General features: G+C 58.2%; 15 protein-coding genes and 1 pseudogene. 5 read left to right on the top strand and 11 right to left on the bottom strand.

Translation table 11 applies throughout. The features are described 5' to 3' along the window. Positions 1 to 10: 10 nt before the first annotated feature. Entirely contained in the window at positions 11 to 1,003 is a 993-nt protein-coding gene (locus tag RS75_RS18895) for an ABC transporter substrate-binding protein (protein ID WP_045023335.1), read from the bottom strand. A gap of 239 nt (positions 1,004 to 1,242) precedes the next feature. Between RS75_RS18895 and RS75_RS18890 the strand changes: the two genes are divergently transcribed. The 3 genes from RS75_RS18890 (at position 1,243) to RS75_RS18880 (ending at position 5,935) form a co-directional block, all read left to right on the top strand. Beyond that, positions 1,243 to 1,983, top strand: coding sequence for a response regulator transcription factor (locus RS75_RS18890; protein WP_045023334.1), 741 nt, complete (start codon positions 1,243 to 1,245; stop codon positions 1,981 to 1,983). Beyond that, positions 1,980 to 4,094, top strand: coding sequence for a sensor histidine kinase (locus RS75_RS18885; RefSeq protein ID WP_045023333.1), 2,115 nt, complete (start codon positions 1,980 to 1,982; stop codon positions 4,092 to 4,094). The genes RS75_RS18890 and RS75_RS18885 overlap by 4 nt, the downstream gene beginning before the upstream one ends. A gap of 125 nt (positions 4,095 to 4,219) precedes the next feature. After that, entirely contained in the window at positions 4,220 to 5,935 is a 1,716-nt protein-coding gene (locus tag RS75_RS18880; RefSeq protein WP_045023616.1) for a hypothetical protein, read from the top strand. Between the two features lie 22 nt (positions 5,936 to 5,957). On the opposite strand, the gene RS75_RS18875 is transcribed toward RS75_RS18880, so the two are convergent. Together RS75_RS18875 and RS75_RS18870 are read right to left on the bottom strand one after the other, a co-directional pair. After that, the gene (locus tag RS75_RS18875; protein ID WP_045023332.1) at positions 5,958 to 7,061 is read right to left on the bottom strand and encodes a GNAT family N-acetyltransferase; all 1,104 of its coding nucleotides are present in this window, start codon (positions 7,059 to 7,061) and stop codon (positions 5,958 to 5,960) included. Continuing rightward, positions 7,061 to 9,313, bottom strand: a complete 2,253-nt coding sequence (locus RS75_RS18870; RefSeq protein WP_045023331.1) for a TonB-dependent receptor — start codon at positions 9,311 to 9,313, stop codon at positions 7,061 to 7,063. The genes RS75_RS18875 and RS75_RS18870 overlap by 1 nt, the downstream gene beginning before the upstream one ends. A 164-nt stretch (positions 9,314 to 9,477) precedes the next feature. Here RS75_RS18870 and rhrA point away from each other — a divergent pair, with 164 nt between their 5' ends. Next, positions 9,478 to 10,425 (top strand): rhizobactin biosynthesis transcriptional regulator RhrA, encoded by a 948-nt coding sequence (rhrA, locus tag RS75_RS18865; RefSeq protein WP_152643158.1) that lies wholly within the window; start codon positions 9,478 to 9,480, stop codon positions 10,423 to 10,425. 39 nt (positions 10,426 to 10,464) lie between these two features. On the opposite strand, the gene RS75_RS18860 is transcribed toward rhrA, so the two are convergent. The 7 genes from RS75_RS18860 to RS75_RS18830 are packed head-to-tail and all read right to left on the bottom strand — an operon-like array spanning position 10,465 to position 20,088. After that, a complete protein-coding gene (locus tag RS75_RS18860) occupies positions 10,465 to 12,270 on the bottom strand; it encodes an IucA/IucC family protein (RefSeq protein WP_045023330.1) in 1,806 nt (601 codons plus the stop codon). Then, positions 12,254 to 13,618: a putative histamine N-monooxygenase gene (gene basC / locus RS75_RS18855; RefSeq protein WP_234704299.1), complete on the bottom strand. Its 1,365-nt coding sequence runs from the start codon at positions 13,616 to 13,618 to the stop codon at positions 12,254 to 12,256. Before basC ends, RS75_RS18860 begins: the two co-directional genes overlap by 17 nt. Before the next feature lie 2 nt (positions 13,619 to 13,620). Further along, positions 13,621 to 14,211 carry a GNAT family N-acetyltransferase gene (locus tag RS75_RS18850; protein ID WP_045023613.1) on the bottom strand — a complete coding sequence of 197 codons (591 nt, stop codon included), beginning with the start codon at positions 14,209 to 14,211 and terminating at the stop codon, positions 13,621 to 13,623. After that, positions 14,204 to 15,958: an IucA/IucC family protein gene (locus RS75_RS18845; RefSeq protein WP_045023327.1), complete on the bottom strand. Its 1,755-nt coding sequence runs from the start codon at positions 15,956 to 15,958 to the stop codon at positions 14,204 to 14,206. Before RS75_RS18845 ends, RS75_RS18850 begins: the two co-directional genes overlap by 8 nt. After that, the gene (locus tag RS75_RS18840; RefSeq protein WP_052679714.1) at positions 15,945 to 17,429 is read right to left on the bottom strand and encodes a pyridoxal phosphate-dependent decarboxylase family protein; all 1,485 of its coding nucleotides are present in this window, start codon (positions 17,427 to 17,429) and stop codon (positions 15,945 to 15,947) included. Before RS75_RS18840 ends, RS75_RS18845 begins: the two co-directional genes overlap by 14 nt. Then, positions 17,426 to 18,781, bottom strand: a complete 1,356-nt coding sequence (gene rhbA, locus RS75_RS18835; RefSeq protein WP_045023326.1) for a diaminobutyrate--2-oxoglutarate transaminase — start codon at positions 18,779 to 18,781, stop codon at positions 17,426 to 17,428. The genes RS75_RS18840 and rhbA overlap by 4 nt, the downstream gene beginning before the upstream one ends. Positions 18,782 to 18,822: 41 nt before the next feature. Continuing rightward, on the bottom strand, positions 18,823 to 20,088 hold the full coding sequence (locus tag RS75_RS18830; protein ID WP_045023325.1) for a RhtX/FptX family siderophore transporter: 1,266 nt from the start codon (positions 20,086 to 20,088) through the stop codon (positions 18,823 to 18,825). A gap of 281 nt (positions 20,089 to 20,369) precedes the next feature. Between RS75_RS18830 and RS75_RS27115 the strand changes: the two are divergent. After that, positions 20,370 to 20,682: pseudogene (locus tag RS75_RS27115) on the top strand (non-homologous end-joining DNA ligase); the annotation flags it as partial. Positions 20,683 to 20,786: 104 nt separating this feature from the next. Here the strand turns inward: RS75_RS27115 and RS75_RS18825 are convergent. Then, positions 20,787 to 21,995, bottom strand: coding sequence for an MFS transporter (locus RS75_RS18825; protein ID WP_045023324.1), 1,209 nt, complete (start codon positions 21,993 to 21,995; stop codon positions 20,787 to 20,789). Positions 21,996 to 22,087: the final 92 nt, after the last annotated feature.

Below are 22,087 nucleotides of genomic sequence, written 5' to 3'. Positions count from 1 at the left end.
GATTGCTGACCTACTGGGTCGGGTGAATCTCGCTGTCGAAGCGGCTTAACAATCGACTTCGCTCTTCGGGTTGGCCAAAGGTGGCAAAGTCGTAATCCACCATCTTGATCATCGATATATCAGGCGCCGTGAGCGGTAACGTCGCCCGGGCGTTGGATGGCACCTGGTTCTGGCCGGCCTTGGCTCCGGTCGCCTGTCCTTCCGGGGTCAGCGCGAATTCAACAAAGGCCTGCGCCAACGCATCGTTGTGGTTGCCCTTGACGATGCTGACCGCCCCGATCTCGTAACCGGTCCCCTCGCAAGGCGCGACGATCACCAGCGGAAAGCCTTCGATCTTCTGCGTCACGGCGTCATGCATGAAGGAAATCCCGATCAGAACCTCGCCTCGCGCCGCCGCTTTCACAGGTGCCGCACCGACCTTGGTATAGCTCGTCACATTCTGGTTAAGCTTGCCCATGAAACTGAAGGCTTCCTCCTCGCCGAAAAGCTGGACAAGGGTGGCAAGCATGGTGAAGGCCGTGCCGGAATAGTTCGGATTACCGGTCTGGATGTGGCCGCGATAGATGTCCTTCGCCAGATCCTTCCAGCAGGTCGGGGCCGGCAGGTTGTGTTTGGCAAGCAGTTCAGAATTATAGGCAAAGCCGAGCGCTCCGGCATAAATCCCAGCCGATTTCGATCCGGACATCGCATAGAAATTCTGTGCCCAGGGCAGCAAATCCTGCTGATGGGCCGGCTGGTATTCTTCCAGCAAACCCTCCGAACCCGCCTGCAAATGAGTGTCACCGGTGCCTCCCCACCAAACGTCGACAGTCGGATCGGATCGTTCGGCACGGATCTGGTCGAGGATTTCGCCTGTGCTCCTGCGAACCATCGAAATTTCGACGCCCATCCGGGCTTCGAAAGCCCGCTGCATGGTCACGCACCAAGCCTCGTCGACGCCACAAAGGACGTTCAACTTGGTCTCGGCCATGCCATGCCCTGCGCCGCACAGCCATAACGCCATGCTCGCCGCAAGTGCGGTTAATGCTCTCAACTGAGCCTCCCTGCTTGGAACCTCCCCGTTCCAATCTCCGCCGACAACATGTCACATCCTGTCCGCGCCGCAATCGAAGAATGGTTACCAATCTTTCACCGCACCGCCGAACAAGATTACAGTTATTACAATTATGACAGGGGAGATAACCAGCCAGCCTTTGAAGATCGCTTCCAGCGTGCCTATGATGGCGGCGGGAGGAATACGCATTGCTTAATCAGAAGGTTCGCATTCTGATCGTCGAGGACGATCCGGATATGGCAGAGCTCATCTCGGACCTTGTCGAGGCCGAAGGCTGGCTGCCCACCTGCGCGCGCTCCGCCGAGGAGGCGGACGAGATATTGGCGAAGGACGTGATGCAGCTCGTGCTGGTCGACCACAATCTGCCCGGCACCTCCGGCCGCGCCTTTGCCCAGAGACTGCGCAGCCGGATCGATATCGGCATCGTCATGGTGACGGCTGCCGGCAGCGCCGCCGACCGGGTTCTCGGTCTGGAGACGGCCGCCGACGATTACGTTGTCAAACCCTTCGAACCGATCGAACTCACGGCACGGATCAAGGCCGTGTTGCGCCGGACGATCCCTTCGCTGAAACAGGAAAAGGAAAGCGAACGCGATCACGGCCGGGCAGCATTGCTCCTCAGCGACTGGGCGATTGATCTCAATGCGCGACAGGCGGTCTGCCTGACCGATCGCAGCAGAACGCTGACGAGTGCCGAATTCGCACTTCTGGAAATCCTGGCCGAAACACCCAACCACCCCGTCAGCCGCTCCCAGATACTCGACAGGCTGGGCTCGGAAAGCGACCGCTATATCGATAGAAATGTCGACGTGCTGGTGCTGCGGCTGAGGCGCAAGATCGAGCGAAACCCCGATCTGCCGCGTCATATCAAGACGCGGCGCGGCAAGGGTTATGTGCTGCATACCGGCGAGGGCGAGCTTTCCCCGTGATCAGCCGCTCCTTCCTTTCCTCGATCGCCTTTCGCCTGCCCTTCGCGATCGTCTTCATCTGCATTCTCGTCTTCAGCCTTTCCGCCATCGCCATCTACGGCCTGCAGCGGGCCCGTGATGAAATGGCCGCATATGGTCTTCAGGCATTTTCCAGCCTTACCAAGGCATCGCTGGTCTCGCGACAGGTCTCCGATCTCGTCTCAAGCGCGCCGTTTCTGATGAACGCCGCCTCGCCCTATCGCGTTTCCAGCGAAAGCCGGTCCGTGGTCCAGCAGGTCGACATCCTGCTCGAAATGACGGGACAGGGCAGTGACGACCGGGTCACCCGCGGCTTTGCCAGCGAGCGCATCGTCGAACTTCTCGAACTCATCAGGACGCAGACGCTGGATCTCGCAAAGGATGCCGATGCCGCACAGGGCCACAAGGCGGAAGCGGCAGCAGCACTTGGCGAAATTGCCACCGGTCTGGGCATTGTCGATCCGGAACTGCGCCGGCGGATGAACGGCATCGTGCAGGCCGCATCCGCATCCGACAGCCTCTTCCAGCTTGGCGAACTCCGCCGCCGTTACGTTGCCGAAACCACGGCGCGTCAGGAAGGCTATCCCGGGGAGCGGCTCCCCGTGGCCGAGCTGCGACCCTATGAACGGGTCTTCGAAGCCCAGAGCCGCTACCTCCTGGAAATGTTCGCGATCCGCGCCTCGGTGTCGCGGCTTCACATCGTGTCGCGCGATCTCTCCCACGTCACTGAAACCCAGAGCGATGCGGTTGCCCGCAGCTTGAACGAGGATTTGATCTCGACCTCCGATGCTCTTAGCCGGCTACTCATCATCGTTGCTGTTGCTTCCCTTCTGGTTCTGGTGGTGGCGATCTTCTCGATCAAATCGGTGATGCGCGTCTCGCGCGGGATCGCGACGCTTTCCAACGGCATGAACGCGCTCGCCAAGGGAGAGAAGGATGTCGGCCCGCCATCTTACACCGGACCAGAGACGGAGCTGATCCGCCTGCTCGATGCCTTCCGCGCCTTCCATGACAGCGTCGATCGTGTCTCCCGTCTCCGGCGCACGGCGGAAGCGGCGGCCCGCACCATCCGTTCCACCTTCCGCAACATGAATGAGGGAATAGCACTGTTCGATCCGACCGGCCGTCCGATCACCATGAACCGACGGATCATCGAGCTTGTCGGGCGCTCCGGCTCATCGCGAAAGTTGCAGCTTCGCCGTTTTGTCGAGCCGATCCCGGAAATCGATCCGTTTCTGCTGCCTTTCGAGAGTGAGCAGGGCAAATTGATGGACCGCGCTGTCGTGCGCCATCGCACCGAGGACCAGCGGGTGATCGAAGTGTCGATGTCTCGCCAGCCGGATGGCGGCATCGTGCTGCTCGCCCGCGACGTGACCGCTCTCGATCGCCAGGAGGCGGAAGCCGCGAAAGCCCAGCGGCTGGACGGCATCATGCGCATGACCCATCAGGTCAGCCATGAAGTCGGCAACATGATCGGCATCATCACCGGAAGCCTCGGCCTGCTGGAACGGGAAGCAGGCTTCAACGATCGCCAGAAACGGCACATCGCCCGCATCCGCAAGGCTGCGGACCGTGGCCGTTCTCTGGCCAGCAGCATGCTGACCATCGGCAGCCAGCAGCCGATCCATGCGAACCACATCAACGTCGCGAACCTGCTGCGCGGCATGGCCGATATCCTCGAGATTGCGGTGGGCCCGAAATGCCGGATCGCGCTTGACCTCGACAAGGATCTTCCCTCGATACCGCTCGACCCCGCCCTCCTTGAGCAGTCTATCCTCAACCTCTGCCTGAATGCCGCAGCGGCCATGCCCGACGGCGGCCTGATTTCGATCAGGGCCGCTTGCGAGAAGGATGCACTGATGATTGCCGTCACCGACGAGGGCATCGGCATGACGCCCGAGGCAGTGGACAAGGCATTCGAACCCTATTTCACCACGAGGCAGGAACACGGCGGCGCGGGCCTTGGCCTCGCAATGGTCTACGGCTTCGTCCGCCAAAGCGGCGGCGAGGCGCATATCGTCTCGAAACCCGGCGAAGGCGCAAGGGTGCAACTGACTTTTCCGGCTGGCCCCGACCAAGCCCATGGTCGATGACCTCGCGAAGATAGGAATTGGTCAACCAATCGAAGCGTTAACCCGCGGTCAACTCAGAATATTCACTGTCCCTTTCGTCCTGCCGGCTACGATCAAGCCATCCGAATATGGGAAACAGTGCCATCGTGAGAAACCAACCAAAAGCTGAAGCCAGTGATCCGCAAGCCTATTTGACCGCGCGCCTTGCAACCGCGCAGTCTCGTATCGAGAAAACCTTTCTCGAGGGCGGATCGGCGCTCGTTTCGGTCATGGACATCCTGAACGAGCTAATCGCCATATTGGACCGCATGACGGGTTCGATGGACAGCGACACCGCCGATGCCGCAATGGCCAACATGCAAAAGACCATTGAGGACATGATCCGCCTGCCGGAAGCAGAGCAGGTGCGGCAGGCCGCCTTTGTTGAAATGAGCACCTTGTGCAAATCCGCAAACGGCCATGTCGATGATATTCGCGAGACGATCCGTTACCTGAAAACCTTTGCAGTCACGGTAAAGATCACCGGCGCAGGCATCGCCGAATTCTCCTCCTTTGCCGAGGAAATCCGCGAGCGCATCCATTTCGGCGGCACTGAAGTCGGCAAATTCGCACAATATCTCGATCTCATGGACAAGCAGCTTGCCACGGCCCGCAACGTTTCCTCCGTCATCGGCGCGGATTTCGAAGCGACAATCCCGGGTATTGTCAGCGGCTTGAAGACGAATTCCGGTCGTATCGGCGAACAACATCGTGCCATGACGGGCATGGCGGCCAAGGTGAAAACGGTAGCGCAGCGCGTGCAGGGCAAGATCGCTGCGACACTGTCGTCTCTCCAGATCGGTGACATCACCCGCCAACGCGTCGAACATGTGCAGATGGCGCTGTCCCTGTTCGATGATTATCTGAATTCCAAAGAGGCGAAGGCTTTAAATGCCGCCGAAACGGATGCCCTTTGTGACACCGTCTTCGAGATGGTCAGCGCCCAGATCGATGAATTGGCGACCACGTTCCAGCAGGATTGCCGCAAGATTTTTGCAGGCATCGCAAGTTTTGCGGACGATGCGGCAACCATTCTTTCGCTGCGTGACACGCTGGTCGAAGACGCCGCCAATGATGGCGGCAGCGCGCTGCAACTGCTTGAGAAGGGTATAACCAGGGCTTGCGATCTGGCCGGACGTGTTCAGGAAGGCATGGCGGATGCCAACGCCGTCGTCTCTTCGGTCACCGGAACCGCGCAAGATCTGTTGCACGGCATCGAGGTGCTGCGCTCGATCAAAACCGAAATCCACTACATGGCGCTCAACTTGAACCTGCGTTGCTCGAAACTGGGTGACGAAGGCCGCTCGGTCAACGTCGTCAGCGGCGAATTGCGGGTCTTTGCCGACAAGCTGGAAAGCCCGGCGGATTCGATCGTTGCCGATCTCCATCGGATCGAAAACGTGATCGGAAATCTGATGACGGCGGACCGCAGCGCCGGCGACCTGCCGGAGCCATTGAACGACGCGCTGGAGGCCATAAGCCGCGCGAAGGGCCAGATGGAAATGGGTCTCGATGATCTCGCGACGGAAGGTCAAGCCGTTTTCAGCCGCATCAGTGCTGCCGTGATCAAGCTCGATTTCGAAAGCGAACTCGGCGACGTCCTGAACGAATGCCGTCAGGTGGCGGGCGAACTGGTCAGTGGCGACGCCCCGGACATTTCCGCATTCGCGGAGAAAATCCAGCCGTTTTCGGCACGGATCTACAAGCTCTACACGATGGCGCAGGAGCGCGACGTGCATCTTCGCTACCTGCCGGCCGATCTTGCGTCCGGGCAGAAAGAACCGGCCTCCGCTCCCGTTCAGGATTGCCGAACATCTCACTGACTCGCTAGGCAAACTACGGCTATCACACGGCCGGATGCCACAGCCGGTCCGAGAAGAATCGTTGCCTGCCAATTGCCATGATAGCGGCGTGTTTCGTCGGTAAATCGACGCTTTTGACATGTGAAAAGCCGGACTTTTGCAGATTTCGCAATTGTCGATGATGGTTGCTGCTTGGCTCTTGCACGATCCGCTCGGTGCGCGGATCATCAATAAACATATAGTGCAACAGCGAAGGCAACCACGCGGTAAACCAGTTGCGGCCACGGCATGTCTCGTCACCGACAATTACATGGCAACCACGGTCGTAGTCGCTCGCATCGCAAAAGCTGCCAACCACATCTTCCTTTGCCCAATAGACCTCGAAATAGGAAAACGGTCTACCATCGAAACGGCCCATGAGCGGCATGATGTGCTCGTCGGCGAACATGCCCTCAAGATAACGGCTGTGTCGGTCTTCATCTCCCGCTTCGTGCCAGAACTCGTTCACACGCGGACTATTCATCCAGCTGTGCACCTCCGGCAGATCATCCAGCGTCGCGACATCAAGCGACAGGACGCCGCCGAGCCAGGGGATGAAACGGGCATAAACCGCCCCCACCGGTTTCGGAGGACGTAATGGATGCGACACCCTGCCGTCATGGATGTCGTGACGGGGGAACAGACCGGTGACAGGTGCAGTCCAGAGACCGGGCGTCTGCCAGAACATATCCGCCCACACGGCAGGAGGGGTAGAGGTAGATCTCACCTGCGCGTAAAGCCCTTGGGCCGTAAACTCGTCTTTAAGCCCTGCCCAGCCATTGCCCGACAGCGTCAGGAATCGAAGCGCGGGAGATGTGGAAAACAGACACTCAAACGCTGCGGCGGCCAAACGCCAGGTGCCTGACGCCATGGCCGACACCTCACCAACCTCAATCTGTCCACCATTGTCATCCGTAGAAAGAAGGAAAACTGCCTTTGCTCCATCAGCATCGGAAACCAGAACCCGTCGGCCCTCCCGATATACCTCGACCGGGCCTCGGCCATGGAGATTGAAGGCACGATAGACGACAGGACCACTCATCCCGCCGACCTCGCGGGGTGTGGCGGGAGTAACGATCCCCCGCCGCATGTCGCCCTGATGATCCATCAGAAAACTTTCGTCAGTGAAACGGCGAAAGTGCGTCCGCGTCCCTTGTAGTCGAACACGGCTTCATTTGCCAAAGCCCCGTAAAGGGCGTTGGCGCGTGCGCCCCATATGGTTGTGTAATCGGTATCGAACAGGTTCATCACGCCGAAGCGAAGCGTCGTGTCCTGAGCTTCGAAGCGATAGGCGCCAGTTAGATCGAACAGGGTGTAATCATCAATCTTCCGGCTGTCATCGTCACTGAGGCTGAAGACATGCTGCCCGGCAAGCTTGACGTTGAAGTTATCTTTCGTCCAGCCGACATAACCGCCGAGCTTAGAAACACTGGCCGTACCGATGCTTTCCTTCTCCCAGCTGCCATCGGCCTTGATTTCTGACTTCACCCAATGAGCGGAGGTGCCGACATCAAACCCGTAATCAAGTTTCACGCTGGCGCTGGCCTCGATACCATAGACACGTCGTTCACGATCAACGACATCAACAGCCAGGGTCGTACGGTTCAACTCGATGGATCGGTCCGATAGCGAGTAATATGCCGCTGTCTCGAAGCTGTACGTATCGTCATTGAAGCGATAACCGACTTCAAAAGAGTTGGTCTTGATCGCATCGAGCGCGGAGTCGGCGACATTGACACTGTTCAAGAGGACATAACGGCCGCCGACGAGCCTATAGCTCCCTATCCCATAATATTTTGCCGGATCAGGAAGCTCGAAGCCCTGGCTGAAATTGGCGTAAACCTGCTGCGTGTCGGCCAGCTCATAGGTCACGCCTGCGTTGAACAGAGCGGCATCATAGCTGACGTCCCCGCCGGGAATGGTATCAACAGAGGAACCGACCCGGTTGAGAATGGCGACCTGCTGCGCCGCGCCGGCGAAGCTGGAGACGTCGGTGGTGACATATTGATAACGCACACCGCCATTGACCGTCAGCCGGTCTGTCGCCTCATAAGATCCCTGGATGAAACCGGCCACGGTCGAGACATCGATATCGGGATAGAGCCCGGTAATGCCGCGTGTCTTTAAGTCCATCGCCCCGCTCGTCGCAACGGTAAGGAAATCGAATACGTTCTGTTTCGAGCTCAACGAATCCCGGTCGGCGTCGATGCCATATGTCACCTTAAGTCCGTCCAATGGCTCCGAGATCATCGCCGCCTTCAGGCTGTAATAATCGGTATCCTGCGAGCTGCCGCCGAAATAGACGAAGGGGGAGAAAATCGCACTGCCGGGAAACGGGTGGAACCGGATTTCTTCCCGTCGGAAGCTGCCTTGCAGAAGCAGTTCTTGCCCCAGGAAATCATTGTCGGTGTAAGTCGCGTTTACCATGGTACGGCGCGTGCGGGGATCGAAATCCGATCGGTACCCATCACGCGTTTCAACCAAGTTGGAGTTGCGTATCCCGGCAAGCCCCGCGCCAAGATAAAGCCCAAACGGCGAATCCTGGGCGCTATCATAAAACTGGCCGGACACCTCGAGGCGCCGGTCGTCGTCGATTTGTAAGCCCACAGTTCCCATGAAATCGACGCGCTTGTTGAATGCGGTGGACGTCTGGGTGATATCGGGGGTGAGCATCGTGCCGGAGCCATCGTAAAAGGCTCCTGTCTGGTTACCGGCGATGGAGAAACGCGCATCCCAGTTTTCGCTGTTATAGGTCACGGCACCCGCACCGTTGCGGTTAATGTCGCGGGTATGGCCAAAGCCGCTGCCGAGGCCAGCTGTCACTTCGCCATGCAGACCTTCTGGCGCATCCTTGCCCTTCTTCGTGATGATGTTGATGACACCGCCTGTGGCGTTACCGCCGTAGATTGCCGTTGCGCCGGACAGGACCTCGACGCGCTCGATATTGAACGGATCGATGGAATCAAACTGGCGGCTGAGCGAGCGCGCCGAGTTCATCGAAACACCGTCGATGAGAATGAGGGCGGTGCGTCCCCGCAGGTTCTGGCCATAAGCTGTGCGTGCACCTTCGCTGGCGGGATCGAAACTTGGAACTTTCTCAGCGAGAATCTGCTGAAGCGTCTTGCCGGAGCGGGCTTCGGCCTCGATGGCCTGTGCATCAACGACATAAATCGTTCGCGCTGTCCGCGAGATTTGCTGGGGTATACGGTTGCCGCTCACAACGATCGGCTCCAGCACCGTAGGACTACTGTCTGATTGCGCGTTCTGCGATGCATCCTGCGCCTGCGCGACGTTGTCGCCGCCCCCGATTGCGACGGCGATAGCCACAAGACTAACGCCGACATTCCATTTTCCGATCATGTCGCCCCCAATGCGCAAAAAATATCTCCCGAGTCGTCCGATCGGGAAAAATACAAGACTATTTTTATCATGTTTTATGCGCTATGAAACGGCCGGGCTTGGATAGGGACGAACCCGATTTGGATAGATGCGAACATCAACAGAAAAGGCAGGTTTGATTTTTCATGGAAGTGATCCGACCCCTGAAACTTGGAACCCTCTCCCTGCCCGATTCAGAAAGCAGGCTGGTCTGCCGTACGATCCTTCTGGATATGCTGGGAGAAGCAACGATTGCCGTCGAAGATGGTGATCTGGCAGGAGTGACCGGCCTTGTCTGGAAACATGAAGACCTCTCCTTGGCGACCGTCTACCTGCCAAGGACCTCACTTCGACTGTCCACACACGGAGTCGGCACGCATGATATCGTGATATTGAGGGCCACTGACGGCCCATTAATCGTCCATCATAGCAAGCAAACCTTTGAAATGGCGCCGCGTGATGTCATTCTTCTTCCCTCGGACATGATGTCGGAAATCGTTCTGCCGGAAGGCGGGCGCCTCGACTGCGCCCATCTTCCACATGCCGCCATCACCCTTATACGAAAGTCGATCGACCGGATTCTATTGCGGCCCTTTTCAGCAGAATGCCTGCCGTTGCAGTTGTTGACCAACTATGCGGGATATCTACTGCGGCAGGACCATCAGGACAAAGAGCACGCCAGTATGATGGTGGCGCATTTCTATTCTCTGCTCCCCGTTCTAGCCCAATATGTGGCCGAGGCTACACCTTCCGCTATTCCGCAAAGCCGCCTTGAAGCAATCAAGGGGATGATTGAGGAAAATCTGACCGACGGCTCCTTTTCCATAGCCGATGTGGCACAGGCCGAAGGGATTACACCGCGCGCGATCCAAAAGCTTTTCAGTCGGGCGGGAACGACCTTTTCGCGCTACGTGTTGGAGCGACGGCTTGTACTCGCCAAAAACCTGATACTTGCCGACAATGCCGCAACCCCGATCAGCCAGATCGTCTACAGCGTCGGTTTCAACGATCTGTCCTATTTCAACCGGACCTTCCGCAGTCGCTACGGCATATGCCCCACGGATTTGCGCCGCATGACGGCGCAACCCGTGTGATCATAACCCGTTAAACCGTTAAACTGATCGCCCGGCTCGTCAGGCCGCATCTTTCTTACGGTCGAAACGGACGAGGGGATTGTCCACCATACCCTGGAAATCCGGCACCGGACGCTCGTCATCGTCAGCATAGCCATGGGTGAACAGGCGCACGCGGTTGAGGCAAAGCCGGGGATATTCACTTCCGAACAGATCGAAGATTGCGAAACGTTCCGCCATGTCAGGGAAGCGCGCCTGATAGCGTCGGACGCTTTCTCCAGCCAGCGCCCAGAATGTCGCCTCCGACAACCCCGACCTCTTGTCCAGCAGCACTGACATGTAGCGGAAGACGCAAATGAATAGCGTTGTCTGGACGAAGTGCATCAGGAAGTCCGCCGGCAGGCGTAGCAGCACTTCCTGAACCTCCTTCGGCAGGCTGTCACTCTCCGGGAAATTCAGGTCGCAGACGATGACATCATCGATGAAATCGCGCAGCGCCAACCGCACTGGCAAACCGTCTTTCAAGATCACGGTCGCGTTCTGCCCGTGGGCGGAAAAGGCCAGGCCATGACGGGCGAGAAAGTGATATACTGGAGGCAGGACGACATCAAAGAAACGGGCCAGCCAGCTTTCGACGCTGACACCGGCTTTTTCCGCCAGAGCCTGCACCACCGGCTTGCCGTCGCTACCTGCATGCATGAAAGCGGCAAGCGGCATGCCGGTTTCACCGGGCTTTAGATGGCCTCCCAGACTATCGCGCCACAGGCATCCAAGCATCTCATTAAACTGGTAGGGCGCGCCGGGAACCTTCGAAAACTGTGGATGCATATAGTGCATGCCCGCCCGTTCTCCCAGAAGCACGAGGTCGCAATCTTTCGAGAGGAAAGCGTCATTCTTCAAAAGCTCGTCAAGCCACGTCGTGAACGGCGCTGCCGTCAGCGCCCGCTTGCCGGGAATACCGCGATAAACCGCGGTGTTGAGAATCGTCATGCACAATTTCAGCGTTGATTTTTCCGGGTTGCTGACATTCGATAAAGTGCGGACGGACTGCTGCGGTAGATAGAGGTCATCGCCCTCCCCCAGAAGCACGATATGCCCGGATGAAATATCGGCGGCAAAGTGCGGCACGATCATGTGGTCCCACTGCCACGGGTGAACCGGCATAATGTCGTGCGTCTCCGTAGAGAGGCCTGCAGATTTCAACGTGGCAACAAAAGATGCGTAAAGCACCTCGCCGACAGCCTCGCTCACCAGCCGTTCATTTGTCAGCCCCGCTTCGCCGATGAAGGACGCTCGCTCGCGGCTTACCCCGATCCAGACAATCTTCAATGCCGATCGGTTTTCCGGGGTATAGGCGAGATAGTCCGCATAACCGAGGCCGATACGTCCTTTGCTAACCGTGACCCATGGATGTCCGGTCATCTCGCCTTCCATGTGCATATCATCGAGTTCGGCAAGCTCGGCACCGGTCTTGCCGGCACGAGCGGCGATGTGAGCATCCGAAACGAGGGTATTGCCAAGCTCACGGATGAAATGCGCGACTGTCATGGGCTTGACGCCAAGGTCCGGTAGTACTTCCGCGCAGAAGGCCAGCGGATCATGAACCGGCTTGCTGACGCCATCGGCATGTCTGACAATGGTCTGGGGTTCAACCGAGAGATTATCGAACACGTATGTCTTGGCTTTGAAACTGTAGGAAACCGTTGAAAAATCGATCCGGTAATGACCCGGCTTTTCCAACGTGACCGGAAAAACGCGTTCATAGGCAAACTCCTCGATCACCTTGGCCAGCAGCCGGCGGGCGGTATCTTTCCAAAGGGCCGGCGCAAAGGCGGGGTGATAGAGCGTTTCAAACGGCGCGGGCATAGACATCTCCTGAAATTTTCGAGGACGGGGCGTGGTCTTGCGGAATCCCGAAATCCTGGAAGGCAGATCGCGCGGTGACCCGGTAGTGCTCTCTTTTGAGCAACTGATTGATTATGACAGCATTGCGGAAAGCACCGAGACCAAGGTCTGGCGCGCCGACGCCATGCTGGAAGGTTTCGGCATTTTGAACGAAGATGGCTCCTGCTCCGCCGTCGCGACGTCTGGCGCGGAAATCCGCGTCGACGATCAAGTCGCCACCCTCGCAGGTTTCCAGTATTTGCCCCTTCAGCATGTCAAGCCATTGCGGCCACGCATGGCGATAGCCGGTCGCCGAGACGATCTCATCGGCCTCGACAGTGCTTTCCTCGCCGGAAAGATTGTGCCGCAGACCGATCTTCAGACCGCCAGCAAAACCCATGGTTTGGATATCGGTGACATCGCAGTTGGGTGATAGGGACAGGCCTGGGTCACGACCGCCGATCGAGCGCTCATAGAGCAGATCGAAGATATCCCCTATCGTCGAAAAGCTGATGCCCTTGTAGAGCAATCCCTGATCGGCAACCGTCTGACGGCGTGTCGCGCGCGGCAGCTTGTGGAACTCGCGCATATAGTCGGGCGTAAAATATTCCAATCCGAGCTTGGAATACTCCATTGGGAAGAAGCCCGCTGAACGGGTGATCCAGCGAATAGATGCTCCCGCCGCCACCTTTTGAGGTGTTAACTCGCTAAAGAGCGCCAGCACGCATTCCGCCGCACTCTGGCCCGATCCAATCACCGTCACACGACGAGCTTTCATCAACTCAGCCTTGCGCTTAGCAAATTCGGCCGAATGGAAAAGCGGGGCATTGGCCTGCAGACCTGGCCACTTCGGCAGGTAGGGCGAGGTTCCGATCCCTACAGCGATATTGCGGCTGCGATAGCTGCGTGTCGTTCCGCTCACGGAGCGGGTTTCGGTTACGAAAGTGTCGGTAGCAACGTCGTGCTGCACGTCGGAAACGGTTTCGCCAAACCGGCAGCTATCGAGCTGTTGCGAGGCCCAGCGGCAATAATCGTCGTATTCTTGGCGCGGGATCAGGAAATTCTCATAGAAATAGAATTTGTAGAGACGGTCATGGGCCGCCAGATAGTTGAGAAAGCTCAGGCGATGCGTCGGATCCGCCATGGAAACAAGGTCGGCAAGAAACGGCACCTGCAGCGTCGTCCCCGGCAGAATGAGACCCTCATGCCAGCGGAAACTCGGTTTGCGCTCCAGAAACTTTGCCGAAACTTCCGGGTGGGAGGATAGAAGCGAAGCGAGGCCAAGATTGAATGGCCCGATACCGATGCCGGTAAGATCGAGTGTGGTCATGGTCATAGTCCAAATTGTTCAATGAAACGCTGTCGATGGCAGAACATCAGTTTGGCGCGTTTGTCCGGCAGGTCGATTTCGCCCTGCTCCTCAAAGGCGCAGATCGGCGCATATCGCAGCAGGCGACGAGCTTCGACACTCGGTTCCCCCACCACCTTTTCTGTGGCGGGATCATTGAGAAAAAGGAAGCGGGTAAACGCCCGGATCACCGCAGGCGCGATGCCTTTGCCAAAAAATGAAGGCTCTCCCACCAGCATGTGCCAGCCGCGATCCTTGTCAGCAGCCGGATAATGGCGACCAAGAATATCGTCCTTGGCCCAATAGGCCTCCCAGTAGCTCATAGGCGTGCCATCGATGAAACCGATATATGGATCCTGATGCGGGTCAGCCAGATTGGTATCGATATAGGCCGCGATATGCTCTTTCGGCTTTGCCATCTTCCATTGCGGTACGACATGGGCCTGGTTCATCCAGCGCCACAACAGGTCGAGATCGCGCCCCTTGTCCAGTAGCCGAAAACTGATCGTCCTGCCTATGTCTGGATCGTAACGAGAATAGGCAAAACCGGCGCCGGTTATTGTCAGGTTATCCATGAGCCTGCGCCCGCGCATGCTGAAACAGCGGATTGTCAATTTGCAGATAGACCGATTGTGTTTCCAGAGGTCCGACCAGCTCATCCATCTGCGCAAGTCGCGTCTTGAGGTTGGCCTTGCACTGCAGAACGGGCGCCAGCATCTTTTCCACCAGACGTGATTGACCGCCTTCTTCCGCATTGAGTTTGATGAGTGCTGCGCGCAGCTGCGAAATCAAGGCCTCTTCCTCGATCAAACCCTCACGCCCCAGAGCCCCGACCATGCCGAGAATGGAATTGATGAAAGCGTAATAGAGGATGCGCTCATCCACCGGCTCCTCGCCGAAGACGGATTCGCTGCGGATCCCGATACCCGGAATGGCGGCGTTCAATGCCAGATGGCCGCGCTCGTGGTGGAAGAAACCCTGATTATCGCGATAGAACGCGGCAACCGGATAACCGTCAGCAATTTCGATCAACATGTTCTGTTGGTGTGCCTCGATTGCGATCCCGTGGCGCAGGTAGAGAGCAAACACCGGCGTGACGAAAACCGTCAGGAAACGCGAGAACCAATCTGCGGCGACAGCTTCCACCGAGCGGCCCTCAATATCCGCCCGCCTGCTGATCAACGCACCCAGTCTGCTGCCACGCTCAGGCAGATGCTCGCACAGGGCGGCGAGCAGACTCACGTTCCGACCAACCTCACCGCCATGGAACGGGTTTTCGCGCATCGTAACGGAAAGACCATCAATCACACTGCCGTTGACCGCAACACCCATATAGGCAGGGTCTGGCATGAGGTTCAGGCCGGGATAGTCCGTTTTCAGGTCCTGCCACAGACGGCTTGCCCGGAAGCGATACATGTCATTCCCGCGCAGCAGTTCACGGGCAAGATTGACACGCACCGAGTTGGTTATGCCGATACCGAGCGATAACTTCAGCATGAACGGGGCATCCGGCCGGTAAAGCGTGCGCACAGAGGAGGTGGGGAACCATGGCTTGCCTGCCTCTCCGCAATCCACGATTTTACCGGCGGTGATCAGGGCTGCGACATCCGGCTGTTGCAGCACGGCGTCCGCCTGCCAGGGGTGTACCGGCAGGAAGGCGAAGTCTCCGTCGGGCACCCCGTTGCGCAGGGCAGCCAATGTTTCGCCGTCCACTGCGTCGAGCCACTCCTCGGCGGCGGCAGAACCATCGGAATGGCCAGTATGGTAAAGTCCACGCGCTACGGCGAACCAGCGCAGCGGAAAGCTTGCGGCAAATTCAGGCGAGTAGCGTTTGCCCTCGTCTTCCGTCATGCCTTCACGGCTTTTGGGGCAAGGGTGGATACCGTGACCGGCAATAAGCCCCTGCTCAGCTTCGATGAAAGAAACCTCCTCACCAATCAGTGTGACAAGATCGTTCTCGCGGGTGCGAAGCGCCGCCTCCACCAACAAACGGCTGGAATGGGTGCGCTTCAGAAGGTCATTGCGGCCTTCCTCGGATGCAGTCGCCTCAATCCGCCCGACGATGATGCCAATCGCATCCTCTGCGCTGACCGTGTTGGTACCGTTGTCATCACTCAGCACCAACGGCTCACCAAAGAGATGATGCCCGGTCGCGGAACGATAGAGCACCGGCACCCTCAGACTGCCGCCATGTCCGGGAAAGTTCAGCGTCAGTTTTTGCCTGCCGCTGTCGTATCCCCACAAGCAAAGGTCCACATATTCGCGGGCCACGCAGTTGAGCAGGGATCGAAGCGCTAGGGTTGCGGCTTTACGTGCGTACATAGTCGTTCTCCAGTTCGCGCGCCATCTCTCCGACCGCGTCTAGAACACGGCCAATGACGTCGGGTGTGGAATGGGGATTGAGAAGCGTCAGCTTAAAGTGAACCCGCCCGTCAAGGACGGTGGTTGCAAGTGCAGCAATGCCGGTGCGGAACAGTTCTGCCCGAATGACAAGCGTCAGTTCGTCAGACTGTTCAGGTCCTTGCGGCGATACATAGCGGAACAGGACAGTCGACAATGCCGGTTCTTGCGCCAGGTGTAGGTAATCGCGCATCCGCACGGCTTGCGCCGCCGCAGCCGCATTATCGAGTGTCTTGCAGATCAGTGCGTCGAGCCCTTCCCGCCCGATTGAGCGCAGCGTCATCAGCACCTTCAGCGCATCACTGCGTCGGGTTGTCTGGACCGACGACTCCACGAAGTTTGGCACATTGCCGAAAATCGAAACTTCCGGATTGAGATAGTCCGCCTTCATTGCGAGGGGCGAGAAATGGCTGCGATTTCCCAAAAGCAGGGCGCCACAGCTGATCGGCTGGAACAGCATCTTGTGGAAGTCGAGTGCGATCGAATCCGCCCGCTCTATTCCCGCCAGGCGATGGCGATGCCGCGAAAACAGCAGTCCGCCGCCATAGGCCGCATCCACATGCAGCCACAACCCATTCGCCTTTGCCAGATCGGCAATTTCCGCCAGGGGATCGATAGCGCCAAGGTCGGTGGTGCCCGCCGTTGCCACCACAGCAACGAGCGGCCGGCCTTGCGCTGTCACATCAGCGATTGCGGCTCGCAGGGCGGCCACGGACATGCGACCCACGTCATCCGTTGCAATTGTTATCACAGCATCTTTGGCAAAACCGAGGAGAGACGCACTTTTTTGGATGCTGAAATGCGACTGTTCCGAAGTGAAGAGGACACCACGGCTCCGCGCCGCCGGCCCGTGTCTCTCTGCTGCGAGATAGAGTGCCGTCATGTTGGACTGGCTGCCGCCGCTGGTGAAGCTGCCGCTCGCCGTTTCCGGCAGTCCGGCAAACCCTGTCAGCCATGACAGTACCCGTTCCTCCACCAGCGTCGCGAAAGGTGACTGGTCCCAGGAATCGAGTGATTGGTTGGTGGCGGAAATCAGCACCTCCGCCGCAAGGGCTGGCACCGCCACCGGGCAATGAAGGTGCGCCATGGTTGCGGGATTGCCGACATCCAGCGCATGCCGTACCGCCGGAAGGCCGACCTCCTCGAGTGCTGCGAAAACACCGGTACCCTGTTCCGGGCAGACGTCCAGCCCTGCCAGAAAACCGCGCAGGCCGTCAACATCGACGCCGGAGTGAATTTTGGTCCGGGTCGTGTTTTCGGTAATCATCGCCACTGCAGTCATCATCGCCTGGCGATAAGCCGAGCGTGCGGATACCCCGGGGCCAAGGATGGCGGCGGACAATTCGTCATCCGCCACACCCGTCTGTTTGCTGTACAGTAAAGCGACGCTCATGCAGCGTTGCGTCCAAGGCGCAGGAAGGCATCCGAGAGAATATTGGAGGCCTGATCAATCTCTGCGTCGGAAATGGTCAGCGGCGGAAGAAGCCTGAGAACGCTGCCATGGCGACCGCCGGTTTCCAGAATTAGACCGGCACGAAATGCCGCGTTCTGGATCGCCCTAGCGGTATCGCTGCCATGCGGTGGATGGCCGGAGCTGTCCGGATTGCGCGCCGGGTCGATCACCTCGACACCCAGCATCAGCCCTTCGCCGCGAACCTCGCCGATATAGGGGGTATGGTTCTGGATACGTTCCAGATTGGACCGCAGCCTTCGCCCGGCAATCGCTGCTCGTTCCACAAGCCCGTCGCGCTTGATGATCTCCAGCGTTTTCGATCCAGCTGCCATGGCTAGCTGGTTGCCCCGGAATGTGCCGGCATGCGCACCCGGTTTCCACAGATCAAGGCCCTCGCGATAAATCATCACCGACATTGGCAGACCTCCGCCAATCGCTTTGGAAAGCACGATGATATCCGGCACGATACCTGCCTTCTGGAAGGCGTAGAAGGTTCCCGTGCGACCGACACCGCTCTGCACTTCGTCAAGGATCAGCGGAATGCCAAGCTCGCTGGTGACAGCGCGAATCTTGCGCAGCCATTCGACAGGCGCCGGAATAACGCCGCCTTCGCCCTGAACCGCCTCAAGAATAACCGCCGCAGGGAGATTGATCCCACCTTCAGGATCGCGTAGCGCCTTTTCGAAATATTCTGCCGCAAGCGTCGCTGTCTCGTCGCCGCCGCGTCCGAAGGGGCATCGATAGGCATAGGGGTATGGAAAGAAATGCACTCCTGGCACCAGTTGGCCGATAGCCGCCTTCGGTCCGAGCGATCCCATTAGCGATAGCGATCCTTGCGACATGCCGTGATAGGCGCCACGAAACGCTATGATATCTGTGCGCCCTGTGGCGGTCTTGGCAAGTTTTATCGCTGCTTCCACCGCATCCGTTCCACTCGGTGAGCAGAACTGGATCTTCGCCTCGTCTCGCAGGCCAGCAGGCAGTGTCTCGAAGATATCGGAAACGAATTTGTCTTTGACAGGCGTCGCTAGGTCGAGCGTATGCAGCGGGAGGCCGGAGGCCAGCACATCCTGAAGGCTGGAAATGACTTCCGGATGATTGTGTCCGAGCGCCAGCGTTCCAGCACCCGCGAGGCAATCGAGATAGGTGCGTCCCTCCACATCGGTAACAATGCAACCGGATGCTGATTTCAGCGCAAGGGGAAACCGCCGCGGATAACTGCGCGCATTGGATTCACGGCGTGCCTGACGCTTGAGGTAAAAATCGTTATCGTGCCGTGGGAACGTGTCCATGAGATCAACTCCAATGGAATTGTTGTGGATTCGCGTCCGTATCAGGCACCTGCCGTAACAGGTGCCCTCGGACACCGCCCGATCCTTCGAAGGAACCACACGGACAGTCCCATTCCCGCAAGCGAAAGAACCGTTGCCGTGGAAAAGAGCGCGGAATAGCCCATCCGGTCGGCAACCAGGCCTGCTACGGAAGCTCCCGCCATATAGACAATCAACTCGGCGCAGGTGAGGATGGTAAAATCCGTTCCTGGCTGATCATTGGAGGAGTTCTTCATGAAGAAGGAATATATGGCGACCAGCTCCATATAACGGATCAGCGTCTGGAATGCCGAGGCCGACATAGCCACCCACATGCCGGGCCAGACGCCGGAAGCATTCAGCATGAAGGCGAGGAAACAAAGGCTTCTGAGGCCACCCAACAGGATAAGCGTTGTCGTCAAGCCAACCTTGCGGATAATGAAAGCAGCGATCGCCACGCCGATTAGGCCCGCCGTTGCCGCCGCTCCACCTGAAAGGTAACCGATCCAGTCAGTCGGCACGTTGCTGTCAACCAGATAGGTGCCTTCCATACCACGAACGAGACCTTCGCTTGCCCGGTATGTCAGCGCAAAACCGAGGATCAGCCAGGCATTGGGGCGGCGGAAAAAACCTCCAAGGCTGGCGCGCTTTTTCTCTTCCCCTGCCGTGGGTGCTTCCGGCTGCATCGCCAGGGCGGCAAAAAGGGGCAGCAACGATAGCACTGCTACCAGCAGTATCATCGTGCGCCATCCCGCGACATGAAAGATCACCAGTGCCGCCGTACCGCCGACGATTACGCCCAGCGCAACGGCCCCCGCCTGGACGGCATTGCCCAGGGAGCGCGTCTTGTCGGTCAGGCACCTTACGGCGTAACCGTCCGTTGCAATATCCTGCACGGAGGACACGAGCGTGATCGATATGCAGATCGCAAACAGGACCATGGCATCGCTCGGATCCACCAAAGCCATGGAAGCGATACCGGCGCTGACGAAAAGCTGGGTCGGCACCACCCAGCCGCGGCGATGACCGAGCTTGGGCAAAGGAGACCATCGATCCACAAACGGTGCGACCGCGAATTTCAGGATGAGGGGAAGCATCAGCAACGAAAACAGCCCTATAGCCGTGCGCGATGCCCCACTCTCGCGCATGATCGGCGGCAGAGCTACCAAAAGCAGATAAGTCGGTATCCCTTGAGCGAGGTAAAGACCGCCCAACACATACATTAACCGCCGCTCGAAAGTCGAAGTCGGGGCAGTGTCACCAGGGATCGCGTCGTCGATTTGGGCCATGCAAGAACCACATTGATGAGCCCGGAACACCACAGACCTGGGAAAGGTTTTCAGCGCTTCAAACGCCGGTCTGTTCCAAAGCATTAAACAGGAGTATTTTTATCATCTTTATCTCGCTTACAAGGAAATGCTTGGATATGGACGAACCCGATTAGGACAATTACGAACGGTGGTTCGACACGGCAGAACTGAAGCAGACAGTTCCAGCGGCCACGGCCTTCGAACAGGATCATCCGTTTGTTCGCTCAGCTGAACGCGTGGCCCGTAGCGTTATTGAGGTAGGCCGGTCGGGAGACTGGCTGAAGATCAAATGTGCTCAGAGCGAAAGCTTCATGATCGTCGGGTACGAATGGTCGGAAGCCGCCCGCGGCGAGCTGGGCAGCCTGTTGCTCACAGGCAGGAGGGGCGGATAGCTGAGTGTCGGTTGGCTCGGTGGAGCTTCAGCACGAGCGATGCGGAGTATCTTCGGAAACTCTCGATAAACCGAAGACCGCAAAAGCCGGTTGTTCCGCTCAAAGATAAAAATCTTGTATTCGCCCAACCCACTTTAATCACCGAAATTGAGCTCGCGGATGGACGGATTGCACTCTCCGATCCTGAGCCGGAAGCTCGGGTGCTGGCGTGACTGACGCCAGCACTACGACGGGTGATCAGGTGCTCTGCATTCGCCATCGTGGTCCGAGTTCGAGACGCAACGATCAACTATCGCGCTGCATCAGCCCAAGAGCGACAGTGGTTGCAGCCAGGAGCGCCGTCAGGGTTAACGGTGCAGTGGCACCATAGTAGTCGACGATGTAGCCACCGAAAACCGCACCGATACTGATGGCTACCTGAAAAGCAACGACCATCAGACTGCCTGCCGCCTCCAGGGCATCGGGCGCGCCGCGGGACAGGTTGGTCGGCAGCACGACAGGCGCCATTCCGAAGGCAAAGCCCCATAGTGCGACGAGGGCGAATGCGACGCCGCTATGAGCGCCCCAAAGGACGAGGGCGATCGCTGCAATTGCCATCAGAGCGGCGGTGACAATGAGTGCAAAGCGAATACTGGCATCAGCCATCCGACCCCCGGCGACATTGCCGATTACCGAGGCAACGCCAAAACCGAGAAGCGCGAGGGCTATCGAATTTGTCCCCAGGGCCGTCACTTGTTCGAGGAAGGGACGCACGTACACCGAACCGGCGAAATGTCCCGTCATCAGCAGGAGGATGGCGAGCATTCCCAATTGAATGCTGCGTCGCTGCGTCAACCGAAAGACGTCGCTCAGACTGTTGCTTGTACTTGCTGGCAGGGTTGGCAAGCTGAGAATCTGCAATAGCATGGCCAAGGCGGCAAGCCCCGCTGTCATCGACATGGCGACGCGCCATCCCAACCAGTCGCTGATCAAAGCACCCATCGAAGGTGCTGCGATGGTGGCGAGCGAGACGCCGAGGGTGACGATAGCCATACCACGCCCAGTCGCATTGGCGCCGACCAGCCTGGCCACAACGGCAACCGAGAGCGCCCAGAAACCACTAAGCGCGATGCCAAGTCCTGCCCGGCCCAATAACAATAGCCAGAAATCGGCCGCCACCGACGCAAGAATATTGGAGCCGATTGCCAACGCACTGAGACCGATCAAAACGGTTTTACGGTTCAGTCTGCCGATAAGGACATTGCTCAACAGCGCAGTCACGGCGCCGACGGTAGCAGTAGCCGTGACCACTTGCCCGGCGGTTCCTTCGCTAATTCCGAGATCGCGCGCCATCGGCGTCAAAAGGCCCGCCGGAAGGAACTCGGCGGATACGAGCGCGAAACTTGTGGCTGCCATTGAAAGAACTGCAAACCATGTCGCTGCGGTCCACGCTGGCTGCTCGGCAATTTCCGCAGCAATTTCTGTCCCATCAAACTGTGATGTGGTGTCCGTCATCGGGGTCTCTCCTTGAATTGGGACAAACTTACCCGAATTCCCCAGGATGATCTGTATCTAAAAATCCAAAATCCATTACAATTCGTCCGAAA

Source organism: Rhizobium nepotum 39/7 (genome assembly GCF_000949865.1).
GTDB classification, from domain to species: Bacteria; Pseudomonadota; Alphaproteobacteria; order Rhizobiales; family Rhizobiaceae; genus Agrobacterium; species Agrobacterium nepotum.
This window is presented reverse-complemented; position numbering and strand designations above follow the sequence as displayed.